Consider the following 17,716-nt stretch of genomic DNA (forward strand, 5'->3'; position numbering starts at 1 on the left):
ATTTATAGATAAAACAAAGCCTAAAGTACTGAAGCAAGAAGGTAGAATTTGGAATTTTTAAAACAAGTTGCAGAGATTACAACTCCCAAAGCGGCATTAGAGCTATTGTATTCTACAATAAAGGAGACTCCAAATATCCAAAACGCAGTGGCTTTTGCTACTCAGGCTCATAAGGAGCAGAAGCGAAGAAGCGGTGAACCTTATATCGTGCATCCTTTACTTGTAGCCTGCATTGTGGCGTATTTTGGCGGAGATGAAGTAATGGTAAGTGCTGCACTTTTGCACGATGTAGTAGAAGATACAGAATGGACATTGGCAGATATTACGCGAGATTATGGAGAGGATATTGCTTCACTTGTAGATGGTATGACAAAAATTGTTGCAATTCGTGCAGAGGAATTGCCTGCTTCTCATTCTAATGAAAAACTTGTTGTAGCGGCTTTGAGCTTCCGTAAAATGCTCATTACTTCAGTTAAAGATGTGCGTGTGCTTGTTGTAAAACTTTGTGATAGATTGCATAATATGTTAACGCTTGGAGCCTTACCACCTAATAAACAGAGGAGAATTTCAGAGGAAACCTTAGTTGTTTATGCGCCTATTGCACACAGACTTGGAATCTCCTCTTTAAAAAATGAATTAGAAGACCGCAGTTTTTATTATATTTTTCCTCAAGAATACCGCAAGATAGAGGAGTATTTTTTAAATCATAAGCAAATGATTCAATTAAAACTAAATGCCTTTATCCAAAAAGTAAAAAAGAGCCTTGTGCAAGAAGGTGTTCCAGAAAGTGAGTTTAGCATTGCAAGTCGGATTAAACGACATTATTCTATCTATCTTAAAATGCAACGCAAAGGGATTTCCATTGATGAGGTTTTGGATTTATTAGCTATTCGTGTGATTGTGAAGACATCTTTAGATTGTTATAAAATATTGGGTATCTTGCATTTAAAATTTAAGCCTATAATGTCGCGCTTCAAAGATTACATTGCTCTACCTAAAGAAAATGGCTATCAGACGATTCATAGCACTTTGTTTGATGATTCTGCGATTTTTGAAGTGCAGATTCGCACAGAAGATATGCACAGAAGTGCAGAATATGGAATCGCAGCACATTGGAAATATAAAACTGGTGGTAATAGCGGTCCTAGTTTGGATTGGTTAAATAAATTACAATTCCAAAACAATTCTATTGAGGAATTTTATGAGCTTGTAAAAAATGATTTGTATCGTGAGGATATTGTTGTCTTTTCTCCTGATGGTGATAATTATTCTTTGCCTATTGGGGCGGTGGTGCTAGATTTTGCTTATGCGGTGCATACTGAAATAGGGAATCGTGCAAAAGAAGCTTATGTAAATAATCAAAAATCCTCTTTGCTTACAACCTTGAAGAGTGGAGATATTGTAAAAATCATTACAGCAAAAGATACGATTTTGCGTTGTTCTTGGATTGATGCAGTAAAAACCTCTCGTGCAAAAAGTCAGATTAAAATGAATTGTGCCACTCGTATTAAAGAGATTGAGCGTAAAAGCGCAATTAATATTATCGCAACGATTTTTGGCAAAGGTGCAGAAGAAATTGAGCAATATATAGAGCAGAACGATTTAGAGGATACGATTTATCGTGCAAGCACAGATGTTGGATTTTTAAAAGATATTAAAAATCGTATTAAAAATTCTTACAAACAAAATGCAGGATTCTTAGAACAAATTAAAATTAGAATCTTAAAACTCAAAGAATTGCATTTTGATAACCTTGTGATTGAAACAAACCACACGATTAATCAAGCAGTGTTTGATTATTGTTGTCACCCAAAATTTGGAGATTCCATTATTGCGTTTAAAAGCGGTTCTAAAGCATTTGTGCATCATAAACTTTGCGAGCGAGCTTATTTGGAGATTCAAAAAGGCGTAAAAATGCTTTATGTTGATTGGCTGGAAGATAAGTTGCAAACCTATAAATTAATTGTTGCATTGGAGAATCAAAAGGGTGTATTGGCAAATTTTTTGACCTTTTTGGCAAAACACGATATTAATATTTTGGGTGTAGAATTAGGTTCTCAAAAAAGCACTTATGCAACGCATTGTGAATTACGTTTTGAATCAAGCATTGCAGATATAAAAGAGATTAAAAGTTTATTTGGCAGTAATTATAAAATTATTGAAGTGCAAGCATTAAAAGATGCGTATGCGGACTAAGGAGTATGTATGGGTGTGGAATCGCAAATTAACATTGCTTTAGAAGAAATTAAACGTGGCACACAAGAGATTATTGGATTTGAAACGATTAAGGATTTAGTCAGTGCCTATTTCAAAGAGGGGAAGACCTTTAGTGTTAAGGCAGGTTTTGACCCAACTGCACCTGATTTGCACTTAGGACATACTGTTCTTTTGCAAAAACTTGCTACTTTTCAAAAATATGGTGCAAAGGTTTATTTTTTAATTGGTGATTTTACAGGAATGATTGGCGACCCAAGCGGTAAAAGTGAAACAAGAAAGCCTTTAAGCAAAGAACAGGTGTTAGTAAATGCCAAAACTTACCAACAGCAAGTAACAAAAGTCTTAGACTCAAGTCAAATGGAAATTGTTTTTAATTCTTTGTGGCTTGATAAGCTTGGTGCTCGTGGAATGATTGAATTAGCTGCGAAGTTTTCAGTGGCTAGAATGCTAGAACGTGATGATTTTGAAAAAAGATTCAAAAACCAGAATCCCATTAGTATTGTAGAATTTTTTTATCCACTTTTACAAGGTTACGATTCTGTGGCTTTAAATTGTGATATTGAGTTTGGTGGAACAGACCAAAAGTTTAATTTGTTAATGGGCAGGCATTTACAGCGTGCTTATGGTTTGCAAAAAGAACAATCTGTTGTGATGGTGCCGTTGCTTGAAGGGTTAGATGGTGTGCATAAAATGAGTAAAAGTTTGGGTAATTATGTTGGAATTACACAAGAACCAAAAGAAATGTTTGGACGACTTTTAAGCATTTCAGATGAATTAATGTGGAGATATTATGAGTTGCTTAGCTCCAAAAGTTTGCAAGAAATAGAATCTCTGAAGCAAGGAGTAGAGCAGGGAAGTTTACACCCAAAAGCAGTGAAAGAAGATTTAGCCGTGGAGATTATCACGCGTTATTATGATAGGGATTGTGCATTAAGAGCAAAAGAAGAATTTGCAAGAATTTTTACTAAAGAGGAATTACCAAGTGATATACTGGAGTTTAATAAGCCTTGTGGCATTTGGATTGCTCAACTTTTGAGTGAATGCAATCTTTGTGTTTCAAATTCTGAAGCTTTGCGGCTGATTAAACAAGGAGGAGTGAAATTAAATGGCAAGAAAGTGGAAGATTCTAAGTTAAATTTAAGCAAAGGTGAATATATTTTGCAAGTCGGTAAGCGCAAATTCGCTAAAATTATGATTCAATAAATTTCAAAAGGAAAAACTATGCCACACACATTAAAAGCACTTAAAATTGGAAAATATACCATTCCCGTGCCTATTATTCAAGGTGGAATGGGAGTTGGAATTAGTTGGGATAATCTCGCAGGTAATGTTTCTAAGTATGGTGCGCTTGGGATTATTTCGTGTGTGGGAACAGGATATTACAAAAAGAGTGCATTTGTAAAAAAAACCATTAAACATCGTCCCTTTGATACTCTAAATTTTTACTCTAAAGAATCTTTAATAGAGATTTTTAAAAATGCACGTAAAATTTGTGGTGAAAACCCTTTAGGCGCAAATATCCTTTATGCTATTAATGAATATGGACGAGTTGTTAAAGACGCTTGTGAAGCGGGTGCTAATATGATTATCACTGGTGCAGGGTTACCTACAAATATGCCAGAATTTACAAGTAATTTCCCTAATGTCGCTTTGATACCAATTGTTTCTTCGGCAAAGGCTTTAAAGATTCTATGCAAACGATGGGAGGGACGTTATAAACGAATCCCGGATGCAGTAGTTGTTGAAGGACCACTTAGTGGAGGGCATCAAGGAGTGAGTTATGAGGATTGTTTTAAGCCTGAATATCAGCTTGAAGTAATTGTGCCTGAAGTGATTGAGGAAAGTAAAAAATGGGGCGAGATTCCAGTGATTGCTGCAGGTGGTATTTGGGATAGAAAAGACATTGATAAAATGCTAGATTTAGGTGCAAGTGGTGTGCAAATGGGAACGCGATTTCTAGGGGCTAAAGAATGCGATGCCAAGTATTATAATGAACTTATGTTAATGGTTAAGAAGAAAGATATTGAATTAATAAAATCTCCTGTTGGTTATCCCGCACGTGCTGTAATTACAGGTGTTATTAAAGAATTGCGCGAAGGACGCCCACCCAAAGTTAATTGTGTGAGTAATTGTGTAACTCCTTGTCATCGTGGGACGGAAGCCAAAAAAGTAGGATATTGTATTGCCGATGGATTAGGAGATGGTCATTTAGGAGACCCAATAAATGGGTTATATTTTACAGGTGCTAATGGTTATCGGATTGATAAAATCCAAAGTGTGCAAGAAATTTTAGATGAATTAAGCCAATGATTCGTTTTTTAATTGTATTTTGCCTCTTTTGTGTTGGATTATTAGCAGAGATTAAAATTAATTCAGTCCAGCAATTACAAAATGGCATTGTATTAAATTTTAATAAAAATATTAAAAAGATAGATTTTAAAAATTTTTTATTACAAGATAAAAAAGAATTGCGTTATGTGTATGATGTAGAATCTCAATTACAAGGAAGTGCTAGAGTTTTTGAATTCCAAGATAATGTGCAGATTAAAGTGGCACAAAATTCTCAAGAAAAAGTGCGTCTAGTTATCACAAGCCCTAAAAAATTAAATATTGATTTAAAAGTGAATAAAAAGCAAGCAACTTTTATAATCCCTAACACTAAATTAACCGAAAGCAATTTTTCTATTGCTTCACTTTTTGAACCTCAAACAATAAATAAAAAATCCCAATTAAAATCTGACAATAAACAGACTCCTAAGAAAACAACCATCAAGGAAGAAAAGACAGCTGTTAAAAATATCCCTAATACAAAAAACAATAAAAACAAGATAATTGTGATTGACCCAGGACACGGAGGAAAAGATTGTGGTGCAATGGGAGTAGATAGAGTGTGTGAAAAGAAAGTCGTGTTAAGCATTGGGAAGTATTTGCGTGATGAGTTAAAAAAACGTGGCTATAAAACTTATATGACGCGTGATAGAGATGTATTTATCAGCCTTAGGACGCGCACAAATTTTGCTAATAATAAAAATGCTAATTTGTTTATTTCAATTCATACCAATGCGATTCCAGAAAATAAGGCGAAGTTTGAAGGAGTTGAGAGTTATTTCTTATCAACTGCAAGAAGTGAGCGTTCTAAAAAAGTCGCTGCATTAGAAAACAAAGATGATACAGAAGGAATGAATTATTTTTCTAAGCAATCTTTTTTGAATACTCTTAATACACAACGAATCGTGGCATCTAATCGTTTGGCTATTGATATTCAATATGGTATGTTGCAGTCTTTACGCTCTAAATATAAAGCAATAGATGGTGGTGTGCGCGAAGGTCCATTTTGGGTGCTTGTGGGCGCAGTGATGCCTTCTGTTTTACTTGAAGTTGGTTATATTACCCACCCAAAAGAGGGTAAGCAATTAAACCAAGCGGCTTTTCAAAAAATGATTGCTAAAGGCATTGCCGATGGCGTTGATGGCTATTTTCAAAAGAATCCTTAAAGGTTAATAATGCGAAAAATTACAATTCCTCATTTGATATTTTCTTCTTTATATTTTATTTTAGCGCTTTTCACGATTTTAATGTTAGCCTTAACAAGTTTTGCCCCAGATTTTCAACATATGTTTAGATTAACCACGCAACCCTTTGGAGTTTATTTTGGAATTAGTGCAATTTTACTTACTTGCGGTGTGATTGTGAGTCTTTTTAATATTGTGCGCATTTATTCTAGCCATTTACCAAAATTTTATAGTCTCGTGATTGGTTTAGCACTTTGCGTATTTTTATTTTTGCTCTATTACGAACTCTTTATAACGCGTAGAACTTATTTTGAACCTTTTTCTTTTGAAGATTCTTTGAGGCTTGTGCAAGAAAATGCTTTTTCTAAAAATACATATCAAATATTAGTAGATTATCTTTGCTATATTCTTTTTGTGATTTGCCCTGCAATCTTTTATCTTTTTAATTTTTCTTTTGATAAAAGTATGAATTTAGGCAAACTTTTGCAACTCATTAAGCCAAGTTTTAATGTAATGTTGGGTGTTTTATTTGGTTTCTCTATTTCGCCCTTTTTTAAAAGTGGAATCGTAGGTTATTTTGATTTAGTTTTATTGGCTTTTGGACTTGGATTGGTATTGTATTTATGTGTTAAGGGAAAGAGAACTCTTGATTCTTATGAGATGTTTAATTTATGTTTATTGATTGTGATGTGTGTAGTTATGATGATTTCTTCATATAGTTTTGTAGATGGTGAATCGTATTTTGAAGTGCGTAAAGCATTTTATGTGCTGGTATTATTTGGTTGGTGTAATACGTGGATGATGAAGCTGACAACAAAGCGTTAAGTTTGTTTTAAAATTTCTTTGTTAGAATAGGTCATATAGAAAGAGGAGGATAATTATGGATAAATTGAATCAAAATCTGGACATTATCCCCTTTTTGCTTTTGCTACTTTATGGGGCAATTGCCCCCTAGTTTTCTACTTTTCTTAAGCTTTTATTTTATATTTTAACAAAAGGAATAGATAATGGATAAACCATATTTAAAACAATTTCCAAATGAATTGGGATTTTTTGGAAAATTTGGAGGAAGTTTTGTGCCAGATTCCATTAAACAAGCAATGAATGAAATTAACACCGCTTATAATTTGATTGCACAAAATAGTGATTTTATCGCAGAATTAAGAAAAATTCGCAAACACTTTCAAGGGCGTCCAACACCAATTTATTTTGCGCATAACTTAACGAGAAAATATGGTGGGGCTGGAATTTATTTAAAACGAGAGGATTTAAATCATACAGGGGCGCATAAGTTAAACCATTGTATGGGTGAAGCATTATTGGCAAAATTTATGGGTAAAAAGAGGTTGATTGCAGAAACAGGAGCAGGACAACACGGCGTTGCTATCGCAACTGCAGCCGCTTATTTTGGATTGGAATGTGAAATCCATATGGGTGAAGTGGATATTAAGAAAGAATATCCTAATGTGGTGCGTATGAAAATTTTGGGAGCAAAAGTGATTCCTGTGACCTTTGGAGCAAAGACACTTAAAGAAGCTGTAGATTCTGCCTTTGAATCCTATCTGAAAGATACTAAATATTCTATGTATGCCATAGGTTCTGTGGTAGGTCCCCATCCTTTCCCTAGAATGGTAAGGGATTTTCAGGCTATCATTGGGATAGAATCTAGGGAGCAGTTTTTAGAAATGACTGAAGAATTACCAGATATAGTCTGTGCGTGTGTAGGAGGGGGGAGTAATGCGATGGGTATTTTTAGTGGATTCCTTGAAGAAGCGGTAGAACTCATAGGGATTGAACCTCTAGGAAAAGGAAGTGCATTGGGTGAGAATGCGGCAAGTTTAAGCTATGGAAGTGAAGGTGTTATGCACGGATTTAATTCTATAATGTTAAAGGACAAAGAAGAGCAACCAGCACCCGTATATAGCGTGGCAAGTGGTTTAGATTATCCAAGTGTAGGACCAGAACACGCCTATTTGCATAGTATTGGACGCACAAAAGTCGCTGCAATTAATGATAAAGAAGCAATTGAAGCATTTTTTACATTAAGCAAAAACGAAGGAATTATTCCAGCAATTGAATCTAGCCACGCCGTTGCATACGCACTAAAGATTGCTCCAGAACTTAAAGGCAAGAAGATTCTTGTGAATCTTAGTGGAAGAGGGGATAAAGATATTGATTTTGTTGTAGAAAAATTTGGCTATGGGGAGTAAAATGACAATTTTCTTACAAATTAGCCCAATGTTTTATTTCAATGTATAGTTTCTTAATGTTTTAGCAAACTTTAAAAGGCTTTCGCTCCAAGGGGTTTGGAGTGGAGAGAAGAAGCCAAGTTGCGCACCACTTTCTTTGGCAATAAATTCTGCGGCTTTGGTGGAAAATTCCGGTTGGGCGAAAATGATTTTAAGATTATTGTTTTTAATCGTCTCTATGACACTTATCATTTCTTGTATTTTTGGGCTTTTTCCTTCAATTTCAATCGCAACTTCTTCTAAATGATAATCTCTAGCAAAGTATCCAAGCATTGGGTGAAAAACAACGAATTTTTGATGCTCGGGTAAAGAGTTTAAGATTTTTTTTAATTGCGTATCTGTTTGATTAATTTCTGCAAGGAGGGCTTGATAGGTATCTGTATAATCTTGATTCGGGTTTAATTCTTTGAGGGCATTATAAATATTGGTTGCAATTTGTTTTGCGTTTTGAGGAGAAAGCCAAATATGTGTATCCCCTTCTTCGTGCATATGTTTTGGATTATTTTCTTGATGAGAGTGTGCAAAATTAATTTTTGTGATTCCTAAACTATTATCATAAATTTTCATTGTTTTATTTTGTGCTTTAAATCGTTCTAGCCATATTGTTTCAAATTCAATGCCAATACAAAAATAGGCTGAAGCATCATTAAGCTTTTTAATATCTGAAAACTTTGGTTCAAAATCGTGTGGATTGATACCAGGTTTTACAAGTGAGATGACTTCATATTGGCTACCTACGATTTTTTGCATAAATTCTTGTTGCATAGGAATACTAACTATAATAATTTCACGACAGAATGCGATTTGGCTTAAAATTAGTAGAATCCAAAATGTCTTTTTCATTACCATTCCTTTTAAGTGAGTATTAATTTTTTTGAGATATTATTTTACCTTAAAAATTTAAAAATGCGTTCATAGCTCAATTGGATAGAGCATCAGACTTCGGATCTGAGGGTTGGGGGTTCGACTCCCTCTGAGCGTACCACTTTATCTGACTTTCTTAACACTCATCAAATTAGATAATATAAAAGGCTAAATATGGATTTAGAGGCATTAGAAATAGAAATCAAAAAAGGATTAAAAACTTTAGAAAACTTAGAGGATATTGTCACAATTTTTGGTGGAGCGCGTGTTGGTCGCAAGAGTGAGGCTTATTATTCTATTATGAAGTTGGCAAGGAAGCTTGCAAAAAATGGTTATTCTATTATGACAGGTGGAGGACCTGGTATTATGGAAGCAGCAAATCGTGGGCTTGTGGAATATAAAAGAGGTTGGAACAAAGATAATAAGAAGCAACCCAAAACCTTAGAATGTTTAAAACCAATTTTAAAGAGTGATTCTATCGTATCTATTGGTTTAAATATTCGTCTCCCAAATGAACAAGAAATGAATCCATATGTGGAAGTGCCACTAGAGTTTCAAAATTTCTTTAGCCGAAAATTGGTTTTTAATTATAACTCGACAGCATTTATTGTTGCACTTGGTGGATTTGGCACTTTAGATGAATTAAGTGAAGTGCTAGTGCAGATTGCCATAGGAAAACATAAAAAAATACCAATTATTTTATACGATAAAAGTTATTGGAGAGGGTTTATGAAGTGGCTCAAATGCACGATGCTAGAAGCAGGTGCAATTTCTAAAGAGGAATTGAAATTAATCCAAGTTGCAAGTAGCCCTAAAAAGGTGTTAAAAATTTTACAACAATCAAAGGATAAGGGTTAATCCTATGTTAAAATATAGGATTGCCTGTGCCATACATCATAAAAAGCACCATAAAGGCAGCGAAAAATCCTAGCAATAAAGGAATAAACTTTGTCATACTTTTCCTTGTGGTTATAAAGAGTAAAAATGAAAAATTTAGCATACAATAAAAGACCTAAAAGTTTTCAAGACTTTATAGGACAATCGCATATTTTTGGAGAGAATGCACCTTTTATGCGATTAATTTTAGCACGCAAGATTCCCCATAGCTTTTTTTTTGGACCTCCTGGAAGTGGTAAAACGAGTGCAGCAATTCTGATTGCAAAAGCAATGGATTATCCCTTTTATTCTCTGAATGCAACAAATTTTAAAGCAGAAGATTTGCGTGGAATCCTAAAAAACTATCAAAATACCTTGCAAAAGCCATTAATTTTTATAGATGAAGTGCATCGTTTAAGCAAAACACAACAAGAAATGCTTTTGCCTATTATGGAAAATTACCAAGCCTTACTTTTAGGTGCTTCCACGGAAAACCCTTATTTTGCCCTTACTCAAGCAATTCGTTCTCGTTCTATGGTTTTTGAATTTTATCCTTTAAATCAAAAAAATTTGGAGCAGATTTTGGAACCTTATGCGCTAGAAGCAAAAGTGAAGGAGTTTTTGATTCAAACAAGTGGTGGAGATGCAAGGGCAATGTTAAACTTACTTGATTGTGCTTTAAGTTCAGAGTTGCCTTTAAATGTAGAGCTTTTAGAATCTTTTCGCAAAACCTCACTCAATGGAACAAGTGAGCTAGATACACATTATAACCTCATCTCCGCAATGATTAAAAGTATTCGTGGAAGTGATGAAAATGCAGCAATTTATTATCTTGCGCGTTTGATTGTCGGAGGAGAGAATCCAGAGTTTATCGCACGTCGTCTTGTGATTTTAGCAAGTGAGGATATTGGAAATGCGAATCCAAATGCTTTGAATTTGGCAAATTCTACAATGCAAAGTGTGGCTAGGATTGGCTATCCAGAAGCTAGGATTATTCTAGCACAATGTGTGATTTATCTTAGTGCTTCTCCTAAATCTAATAGCGCATATTGTGCGATTGATAAGGCAATTTCTTATGTTGAAAAATCTCCTAATGAACCGATTCCACCACATATTTTGCAATTTCATAAAGATTATCTTTATCCCCACGATTTTGGTGGCTTTGTAGAGCAAAAATATCTGAATAAAGAATTGAAGTTTGTAGAATGGTTGCCTAAGGGCTTTGAAAAAACCCTTAAAGAATGGCTTAATAAAATCAAAGGCGAAGAGAATCAAGAATGATGAGGGGTAAAATGAGAATCACCAATAGTTATGAGTTGTTGGAATTTCTTAAATTTCAAAGTTTATTGCCTAGTATTCCTCAAGGTATTTCTATAGTGGAAATGGAATCTGAAAAAAGCTTTTGGTGGTGGCCTAATGCATTAAGTTTTGAAGTAATCATTGGAGCAATTTTAGTCCAAAATACGCGTTGGGAACAAGTTTCTATCGTGCTAGAGAAGTTAAGAAACAAAGGAATATTGAATTTAGAACTTTTAAGTGAGATTTCCTTATCTATTTTGCAAGATTTAATACAAAAGGTAGGATTCTATCGTCAAAAATCAATGAGAATCCAAAAACTATGCCAAAATATTTTGCAAGACTTTGGCGATTATACAAATTTCTGTATTCAAGTTTCACGCGAATGGCTCTTGTCTCAAAAAGGAATTGGAATGGAAACTTGTGATGCGATTTTGTGTTATGGCTTGGGGCGCGAAGTGATGGTAGCAGACACTTACACTTATAGGTTATTGCAGTCTTATGGCTATACTTTGGAATCCTATCAGGATTTACAAGATTGGCTTATGGGTGGAATAAATGAAAATTATGATAAAGTTTGCACACTTTATGGATTTGAAATTCCTACGAATCTGTTATTTGCAAGGTTTCACGCAAAAATTGTAGAATATTGTAAAATCCACAAGAATATGAGGAAGAATGATGCAAGAATATGAAAATTTTGAACCTTTAAAAGTATTTTTAGAAATTTGTGCGATTCCGCATCCGAGCTTTAAAACACAGGTTTTAAAAGAATGGATTATCAACGAAGCAACAAAGACTGGGGCGAAAGTGCAGTGCGATACAATAGGAAATGTGCTATGTGCTAAAGGCATTCCTAAACTTTGCCTACAAGGACACTATGATATGGTTTATGTGGGAGAATCTGCAAAGTTTCAAGTGAAACCAAAATTTACAAGGCGCGGAAATAAAGCATTTTTATGTGCAGAAAATTCTAGTTTAGGAGCGGATAATGGAGCAGCTTTGGCTTGTATGTTACTTGCTTTAAGGGATTTTGCGAATATAGAATGCCTCTTTAGTATTGATGAGGAAGTGGGAATGCTAGGTGCAAGAGATATTGCATTGCCTTTGCACTCCTCTTATATGTTAAATTGCGATAGTGAAGAGATTGATGAAGTGGTTTGTTCGTGTGCTGGAGGTTATGATTTAGAATGCAAAGTAAGTATAGAATCTTTTGCCATTCCGCAAGATTGTGAGTTAGTAGAGATTCGCACACAAGGATTTGTTGGCGGACATAGTGGGATTGAAATCCATAAAAATATCCCCAATGCGATTTTAGAATTAGCCAAAATCGCTAAGCCTTTAGTAGATTACGGGGCTTTAATTGTGGAGTTTAGCGGTGGGGAGAAGAGAAATTCTATCCCTGTTAATGCAATGTTACAAATTGCGATTCCACAAGCAAAGCATACACAATGTAAAAGAATTTTAGAGGAAATTTCACAAAAGCCTTTGAAAGATTCTGCTCATTTTGTTTTATCAACTTTTGATGCAAAAGATAAAAGATGTTTTAATGCAAGTAAAGTGATAGAAGCAATTTTGAATTTACAAAATGGTGTGATGGCTACTTCTGATAACGAGCCTATTCTCTCTAGTAATCTTGGGATTTTGCGACAAACGATGGGAGATAAGGAGGTGCAAATACATTTTATCGCAATGGGACGCGGAAACCAAGAATCCTTAATGCAAGAAAATATCACACAAGAAAAAGATAGGCTAGAAGCATTGGGCTTTGCTGTGGAGTTGTCAGATTATTATGCGCCTTGGGAAAAAGAAGAAAGTGAGTTGTTAAATATTGTATGGGAAGTGATGCAGGTAAAAAATCCCAAAGTAAAGTTAAAAAGCATTCACGCAGGGCTTGAATGTGGAATCTTAAAGCAAAAATATCCAAAAGTTTGCTTTGTTTCTATTGGTCCAAGTATTTCTCATCCACATTCAATTTATGAGGAGCTGGATTTAGAGAGTTTTGTGCAGTTTAATGGAATCTTAAGAGAAGTTCTTAAAAGATTTCAAGCAATTTAGCAAAATACTAAAGAGATTCTGCTAAAATTGCGCAAATTTAGATTTAGGAATTATAATGACAAATAATAAAAGAAATGCAAAGTTTCTTTGGTGTTTTATAGGTTTTGGTGCTTTATGGGCTCATTCTTTGTTTGCTGCCCCCTCTCTCGTGAATGGAATCGCATTTTTCGTCAATGATTATCCTGTTACTTTAATGGAAGTTTATAAAATACAGCAACGCGACAAAGTTTCGCAACAGATTGCGATAGACTCGCTCATTAATGACCGCTTACATAAAGAGGAAATAGATAAAAGAAAAATTATTGTCAATGAGATAGAGATTCAAGATGAGATTGCACGAATCGCAAAGCAAAAAAAGGCAACATTGGAGCAAGTGAAAAGCTACATTCAAAATAATGGTGGAAATTGGGAGCATTACAAAGAAGGAATTAAGCACAATTTGCAAAAAAGAAAGCTTTATCAGTCTATTGCACAAGAAGGCTTAAGAATGGTAGATGAAAAAGAGCTTGAAAGTTATTATAATACACATAGACAGGAATTTTCTATTCCTCAAAGCATTGATGTTGTGAAGTATTTTAGCCAAGATGGTAAGGCGCTTGAAAAAGTTGTCCAAAGTGGAGGAAAAGTGATTCCAAATAGTGTAAAAAAGACGAATGAAGTCTTGCAAACAATTGAACTACATCCACAAATTGTGAATGCTTTTACGCAAGGGTCAGTGGGCGGATTTACGCCAATTTTCCCAGTGGGTGATGAATTGGTTGTATTTTTAATTAAAGCAAAAAATAATCCTACGCTTTTGCCTTATGAAAATGTTCGCAATGTTGTAATGCAAAAAATGATGGAGCAAAAAGAGGATTATTTAATTTATGAGTATTTTGAAAAGTTGCGTTCTAATGCAAAAGTGAATATTGTGCGTTTAAAATAAAGGATAAAAATGCTAACTATAATAAAAAAATTCAAGTCTAGTGTATATTTAATATTAATCAGTTCGGTAGCTGGTGTGTCGGTCGGTTGTGGTGGGACAGGGGTAATTACGCCTAATGCTCCACAATTTTCTAAATGTTATAATGAGGAGACAAAAACGGCTAAAAATTGCGAAGATATAGATTACAAGAAACTTTTAGAATCTAAAAAAGAGTGGAAAATAATTTCTTATCATTTCAAAGGCAAAACGATTGCTTTAAAACAGAGTGCAGAAAGCCATTTTGTCTTGCAATTTAAAGACAATCAAATTAATGGCTCATTAGGTTGTAATCGTTTCTTTGGTGATTATTGGATTGAGGGCAATATGCTAAAGCTCGGTAATGCAGGAATGACGCGTAAAATGTGTGAGCCAGAAGTGATGACTCACGAGGATATTATGGTGCAAAACTTTTTGAATGTTTCTACAAAAATTGTTGTCGTAGAAGAAACAAAAGGAATGAGTAAAATTTTCTTTATAGGAAAAGAATTTTATTTGGTACTAAACTAAAAGGATAAGTTTAAAGATAATTTTACCAAAATTACAATAGGCTTTAAATTTATAAGTTTAATTAAAAGGTAAAATATGTGGGTTACAAAATCCTATAATGACAAATTTCAACAAGAATATAAAATAGAGCGGAAATTACACGAGATCAAGGGTGAAAGGCATACATTAGAGCTTTTTAATTCCAAAGCTTTTGGTGAAATTGCTTTGTTGGATGAGGGAATGTTACTTCAGAATCTTTTGTATGTGCAAAGTGAATTTTTAGCGCATATTTTAGCTTGTTCGCATAAATCACCCAAACGTGTGCTAATTGAGGGAAGTTTTAACCTAGAAATTGCTTTTGAATTTTTGCGTTATGAGAGTTTGTGTGTGGATTTCTTGCAATTTGATTTGAAAGTATTAGAGTCATTGGTTAGCTTTTTACCCCATTACAAAGAAGTAATGGAATCTCCACATTTCACATTGATTCCACAACAAAGCAAAGAATTTTTGGCGCAAAATGCACAAGAGAGCAAAGCAAGTTATGATATTATCGTGTTATTGGATTCTAAACAGAGTCCTCAAAATTACCAATCTTTGTTAAATGAAGATGGAATTTTGATGATAAAATCACCACAGATTTTGTTAGAAACTTTAGAAGTGAAACAATTATTAGAATCTTTAGAAAGCTTTAGGGTAAAAATGCCTTGTTTTGCACCTTTATCACTTTTACAAGATTGCTATATTTTTGCATCTAAAGTCTATCATCCCACAGCAGATATTCAATTACAACGCGCAGATATGTTAGAGGGGCTAAGTTATTATAATGCAAATTTGCATTTAAGTGCGTTTGTTTTGCCCCAATTTGTCAAAACAACACTTGTTGGAGCGGCAAGAAATTGAATTTTTCTTATGCTATTGCGCTAAGTGGTGGAATTGCAAGTGGGAAAAGCACAGTAGCTTCGCTACTTAGGCTTTATGGTTATTATGTGATTTGTGCAGATGAAATCTCACATCAAATATTAGAATCAAGCGCAAAAGAGGTAATTGAAGTTTTTGGTAAAGAAATCTTAAAAGAGGATTTGGAAGATTCTGCTTTAAAGATTGACCGCCAGAAATTAGGTGCAATTGTATTTTCTAATAAAGAAGCAAGAATGAAATTAGAGTCTATTTTGCACCCCAAAATTAAAGATGAAATTACATCTCAAGCGTGGGTACAAGAGCGTAAAGGGATTACATATTTTATTGATATTCCTTTGTTTTTTGAGACAAATCATTATACCATTAAACATTCTTTGTTGGTTTATACGACTAAAGATTTACAAATTGAACGTTTAAAGATTCGCAATGGATTGAATGAAGAAGACGCATTGAAACGAATAGAGGCACAAATGCCATTAGAGCATAAACGCACTTTAGCTAGTGATGTGATTGAAAATTCAGGTACTTTAGAGGAGTTGCAAAGCGCAGTAGAAAGCTATTTAAATGGCTTACAAAAACTTAAAATTTAATTTAAGCTTTGTTTGCTATAATTTCGCCCTTTAAAGTGTAGGGGTGTTAGCTCAGCTGGGAGAGCGCAACGCTGGCAGCGTTGAGGTCAGGAGTTCGATCCTCCTACACTCCACCATTATGCGTCCGTAGCTCAGCTGGATAGAGCAACAGGTTGCGGTCCTGTAGGTCGGGGATTCGAATTCCTCCGGGCGTACCATTTGCTATATTTCATTTTTGTAGATATAGTGTTCTCCAAAGATTAAATTTAAGTTAGTCTTAAAGATGCTTAGAAATTCTATTGAGCTTGGAAAATTTGATTTATTTTGGTGGATTCAAAACGCCATAATAGAGGTTTTTCAAGCATATTAGTCTCCTTTCTTTATGCCAAAATAGACAAAATTATATTAATTCTATAAAATATTTAGAGTTTTTATTTTTTCTAAAGATTCTTTCCTTATAATTACACTTCTTATTTAGTGTAATTGATATTACATTTATAATATCAAGCTGTCAAATAAGCAATTCAAATAAATATAAGGTGAGATTCTATACTTTGGAATTCAATTTAAATTAAAGAGGAAAAATGGAAAATTATCTTAAAACATATTCCAAGTTATTTTTAAGCGTGCTTTGTAGTGTAATATTGTTACTAGGTTGCTCTAAAGGAGATAAAAACAAAGCACAGCAACAAAATATGGCAGTGTCTGTAAATACTTATAGCGTGAAGAAGCAAGATGTGCCAGTTAGTTTTGAGTATCCATCTAAGCTCACAAGTTTGCAAAGCGTAGGAATCTATGCGCGTGTAGAGGGAGTTTTATTAGAACAACATTTTGTCGAGGGGGGATTGGTTAAAAAGGGTGATAAACTCTTTAAGATTGAACCTGAAAAATATCAAGCGGCAGTTAATATGGCGCGAGCAGCTTTTAAAGCTGCACAACGCGATTGGGTGAGAGCGCAAAAACTTTTCAAAAAAAATGCACTTAGCCCAAAGGAATATGATTCTGCGCAATCTGCGTATGAAAATGCACGTGCAAACTTAGATACTGCAATGATTAATTTAAATTATACAGATGTAATGGCAACTGCAAGTGGTAAAATTGGTATGAAACGTTATGATATTGGGGATTTAGTAGGTAAGGCAGGTGTGGATAATGTGCTAACAACTATTACGCAATTAGACCCTATTCACGCGGAATTTTCTATCCCTAGCAATGATTATTATTTTGTGCGCACTTTGGATTATCAGAATGTAAAGGTGATTTATCTTTTGCCCGATGGCACACCTTTTAATAGAGAGGGCAAGCTAGATTTCATTGATAGTGTCTTAGAAGCAAGCACGGCAACTATTAAAGCACGTGCAATTGTAGAAAATCCAGAACATTTATTGGTTCCAGGGGAATTTTCTCGTATTCGCTTAGAGGGAATTGTGGCAAAAGATTCTATTGCGATTCCACAAATGGCTTTGATGCAAGATGCAAAAGGAAGTTATGTATTTAGGGTCGTAGAGGGCAAAGCTCAGCCAACACCCGTAGTTTTAGGGTATAATGTAGGAAATAATGTCATTATTAAAAGTGGTTTAAACGATGGCGATGTGGTTATCACAAGTCAGTTGATTAAGCTTCGTCCCGGTGTCCCTGTAACTGCAATCAATTCAGCACCTGCTAATCAGGCTTCACAACCTGCTCCTAAGCCTTAAAAAGGATTTT

At 34.5% G+C, this 17,716-nt stretch carries 16 protein-coding genes and 3 tRNA genes; 18 read left to right on the forward strand and 1 reads right to left on the reverse strand.

Annotated features, from left to right (window positions below):
- Positions 1 to 48 precede the first annotated feature (48 nt).
- From Q0Y61_RS02845 to trpB, 6 genes are all read left to right on the forward strand, one after another.
- The gene (locus Q0Y61_RS02845) at positions 49 to 2,196 is read left to right on the forward strand and encodes a RelA/SpoT family protein (RefSeq protein ID WP_297811036.1); all 2,148 of its coding nucleotides are present in this window, start codon (positions 49 to 51) and stop codon (positions 2,194 to 2,196) included.
- Between the two features lie 15 nt (positions 2,197 to 2,211).
- Positions 2,212 to 3,420, forward strand: a complete 1,209-nt coding sequence (gene tyrS / locus Q0Y61_RS02850) for a tyrosine--tRNA ligase (RefSeq protein ID WP_297811129.1) — start codon at positions 2,212 to 2,214, stop codon at positions 3,418 to 3,420.
- A gap of 18 nt (positions 3,421 to 3,438) precedes the next feature.
- Positions 3,439 to 4,527, forward strand: coding sequence for a nitronate monooxygenase (locus tag Q0Y61_RS02855; RefSeq protein ID WP_297811039.1), 1,089 nt, complete (start codon positions 3,439 to 3,441; stop codon positions 4,525 to 4,527).
- Positions 4,524 to 5,711: an N-acetylmuramoyl-L-alanine amidase gene (locus Q0Y61_RS02860; RefSeq protein WP_297811042.1), complete on the forward strand. Its 1,188-nt coding sequence runs from the start codon at positions 4,524 to 4,526 to the stop codon at positions 5,709 to 5,711. Before Q0Y61_RS02855 ends, Q0Y61_RS02860 begins: the two co-directional genes overlap by 4 nt.
- A 9-nt stretch (positions 5,712 to 5,720) precedes the next feature.
- Positions 5,721 to 6,554 carry a hypothetical protein gene (locus tag Q0Y61_RS02865; RefSeq protein ID WP_297811044.1) on the forward strand — a complete coding sequence of 278 codons (834 nt, stop codon included), beginning with the start codon at positions 5,721 to 5,723 and terminating at the stop codon, positions 6,552 to 6,554.
- Positions 6,555 to 6,736: 182 nt separating this feature from the next.
- The gene (trpB, locus tag Q0Y61_RS02870; protein ID WP_297811048.1) at positions 6,737 to 7,939 is read left to right on the forward strand and encodes a tryptophan synthase subunit beta; all 1,203 of its coding nucleotides are present in this window, start codon (positions 6,737 to 6,739) and stop codon (positions 7,937 to 7,939) included.
- Positions 7,940 to 7,972: 33 nt separating this feature from the next.
- Here the strand turns inward: trpB and Q0Y61_RS02875 are convergent, their stop codons facing one another.
- Positions 7,973 to 8,821, reverse strand: coding sequence for a zinc ABC transporter substrate-binding protein (locus tag Q0Y61_RS02875; RefSeq protein WP_297811050.1), 849 nt, complete (start codon positions 8,819 to 8,821; stop codon positions 7,973 to 7,975).
- A 65-nt stretch (positions 8,822 to 8,886) separates the two neighbouring features.
- On the opposite strand from Q0Y61_RS02875, the gene Q0Y61_RS02880 reads away from it, so the two are divergent.
- The 12 genes from Q0Y61_RS02880 to Q0Y61_RS02935 all read left to right on the forward strand — a co-directional run bounded on the left by Q0Y61_RS02880 (position 8,887) and on the right by Q0Y61_RS02935 (position 17,706).
- Positions 8,887 to 8,963: transfer RNA gene (locus tag Q0Y61_RS02880), tRNA-Arg, on the forward strand.
- A gap of 53 nt (positions 8,964 to 9,016) precedes the next feature.
- A complete protein-coding gene (locus Q0Y61_RS02885; RefSeq protein ID WP_297811054.1) occupies positions 9,017 to 9,700 on the forward strand; it encodes a TIGR00730 family Rossman fold protein in 684 nt (227 codons plus the stop codon).
- A gap of 126 nt (positions 9,701 to 9,826) precedes the next feature.
- Positions 9,827 to 10,999 (forward strand): replication-associated recombination protein A, encoded by a 1,173-nt coding sequence (locus tag Q0Y61_RS02890; protein WP_297811057.1) that lies wholly within the window; start codon positions 9,827 to 9,829, stop codon positions 10,997 to 10,999.
- Between the two features lie 11 nt (positions 11,000 to 11,010).
- Positions 11,011 to 11,709, forward strand: a complete 699-nt coding sequence (locus Q0Y61_RS02895) for a 3-methyladenine DNA glycosylase (RefSeq protein ID WP_297811060.1) — start codon at positions 11,011 to 11,013, stop codon at positions 11,707 to 11,709.
- Positions 11,696 to 13,072 (forward strand): M20/M25/M40 family metallo-hydrolase, encoded by a 1,377-nt coding sequence (locus Q0Y61_RS02900; protein WP_297811063.1) that lies wholly within the window; start codon positions 11,696 to 11,698, stop codon positions 13,070 to 13,072. The genes Q0Y61_RS02895 and Q0Y61_RS02900 overlap by 14 nt, the downstream gene beginning before the upstream one ends.
- Before the next feature lie 55 nt (positions 13,073 to 13,127).
- Complete coding sequence (locus Q0Y61_RS02905) at positions 13,128 to 13,997, forward strand: peptidylprolyl isomerase (protein ID WP_297811066.1); 870 nt, start codon at positions 13,128 to 13,130, stop codon at positions 13,995 to 13,997.
- Between the two features lie 9 nt (positions 13,998 to 14,006).
- Positions 14,007 to 14,543 carry an META domain-containing protein gene (locus Q0Y61_RS02910; protein ID WP_297811069.1) on the forward strand — a complete coding sequence of 179 codons (537 nt, stop codon included), beginning with the start codon at positions 14,007 to 14,009 and terminating at the stop codon, positions 14,541 to 14,543.
- Between the two features lie 75 nt (positions 14,544 to 14,618).
- Positions 14,619 to 15,422, forward strand: coding sequence for a spermidine synthase (locus Q0Y61_RS02915; protein WP_297811072.1), 804 nt, complete (start codon positions 14,619 to 14,621; stop codon positions 15,420 to 15,422).
- Complete coding sequence (coaE, locus tag Q0Y61_RS02920; RefSeq protein WP_297811075.1) at positions 15,419 to 16,030, forward strand: dephospho-CoA kinase; 612 nt, start codon at positions 15,419 to 15,421, stop codon at positions 16,028 to 16,030. The genes Q0Y61_RS02915 and coaE overlap by 4 nt, the downstream gene beginning before the upstream one ends.
- Before the next feature lie 40 nt (positions 16,031 to 16,070).
- Positions 16,071 to 16,146, forward strand: a tRNA-Ala gene (locus Q0Y61_RS02925).
- 4 nt (positions 16,147 to 16,150) lie between these two features.
- Positions 16,151 to 16,227, forward strand: a tRNA-Arg gene (locus tag Q0Y61_RS02930).
- A 366-nt stretch (positions 16,228 to 16,593) separates the two neighbouring features.
- Entirely contained in the window at positions 16,594 to 17,706 is a 1,113-nt protein-coding gene (locus Q0Y61_RS02935) for an efflux RND transporter periplasmic adaptor subunit (RefSeq protein ID WP_297811078.1), read from the forward strand.
- Positions 17,707 to 17,716 lie beyond the last annotated feature (10 nt).

Source organism: uncultured Helicobacter sp., assembly GCF_947367035.1.
Taxonomy (GTDB): Bacteria; Campylobacterota; Campylobacteria; order Campylobacterales; family Helicobacteraceae; genus Helicobacter_D.

Coding starts and splice junctions, on each gene's coding strand:
- Q0Y61_RS02935 (WP_297811078.1), top strand. CDS start 16,594: ATGGAAAATTATCTTAAAACATATTCCAAGTTATTTTTAAGCGTGCTT.
- trpB (WP_297811048.1), top strand. CDS start 6,737: ATGGATAAACCATATTTAAAACAATTTCCAAATGAATTGGGATTTTTT.
- Q0Y61_RS02875 (WP_297811050.1), bottom strand. CDS start 8,821: ATGAAAAAGACATTTTGGATTCTACTAATTTTAAGCCAAATCGCATTC.
- Q0Y61_RS02860 (WP_297811042.1), top strand. CDS start 4,524: ATGATTCGTTTTTTAATTGTATTTTGCCTCTTTTGTGTTGGATTATTA.
- Q0Y61_RS02855 (WP_297811039.1), top strand. CDS start 3,439: ATGCCACACACATTAAAAGCACTTAAAATTGGAAAATATACCATTCCC.
- Q0Y61_RS02885 (WP_297811054.1), top strand. CDS start 9,017: ATGGATTTAGAGGCATTAGAAATAGAAATCAAAAAAGGATTAAAAACT.
- Q0Y61_RS02900 (WP_297811063.1), top strand. CDS start 11,696: ATGCAAGAATATGAAAATTTTGAACCTTTAAAAGTATTTTTAGAAATT.
- Q0Y61_RS02865 (WP_297811044.1), top strand. CDS start 5,721: ATGCGAAAAATTACAATTCCTCATTTGATATTTTCTTCTTTATATTTT.
- Q0Y61_RS02915 (WP_297811072.1), top strand. CDS start 14,619: ATGTGGGTTACAAAATCCTATAATGACAAATTTCAACAAGAATATAAA.
- Q0Y61_RS02910 (WP_297811069.1), top strand. CDS start 14,007: ATGCTAACTATAATAAAAAAATTCAAGTCTAGTGTATATTTAATATTA.
- Q0Y61_RS02905 (WP_297811066.1), top strand. CDS start 13,128: ATGACAAATAATAAAAGAAATGCAAAGTTTCTTTGGTGTTTTATAGGT.
- Q0Y61_RS02890 (WP_297811057.1), top strand. CDS start 9,827: ATGAAAAATTTAGCATACAATAAAAGACCTAAAAGTTTTCAAGACTTT.
- Q0Y61_RS02895 (WP_297811060.1), top strand. CDS start 11,011: ATGAGAATCACCAATAGTTATGAGTTGTTGGAATTTCTTAAATTTCAA.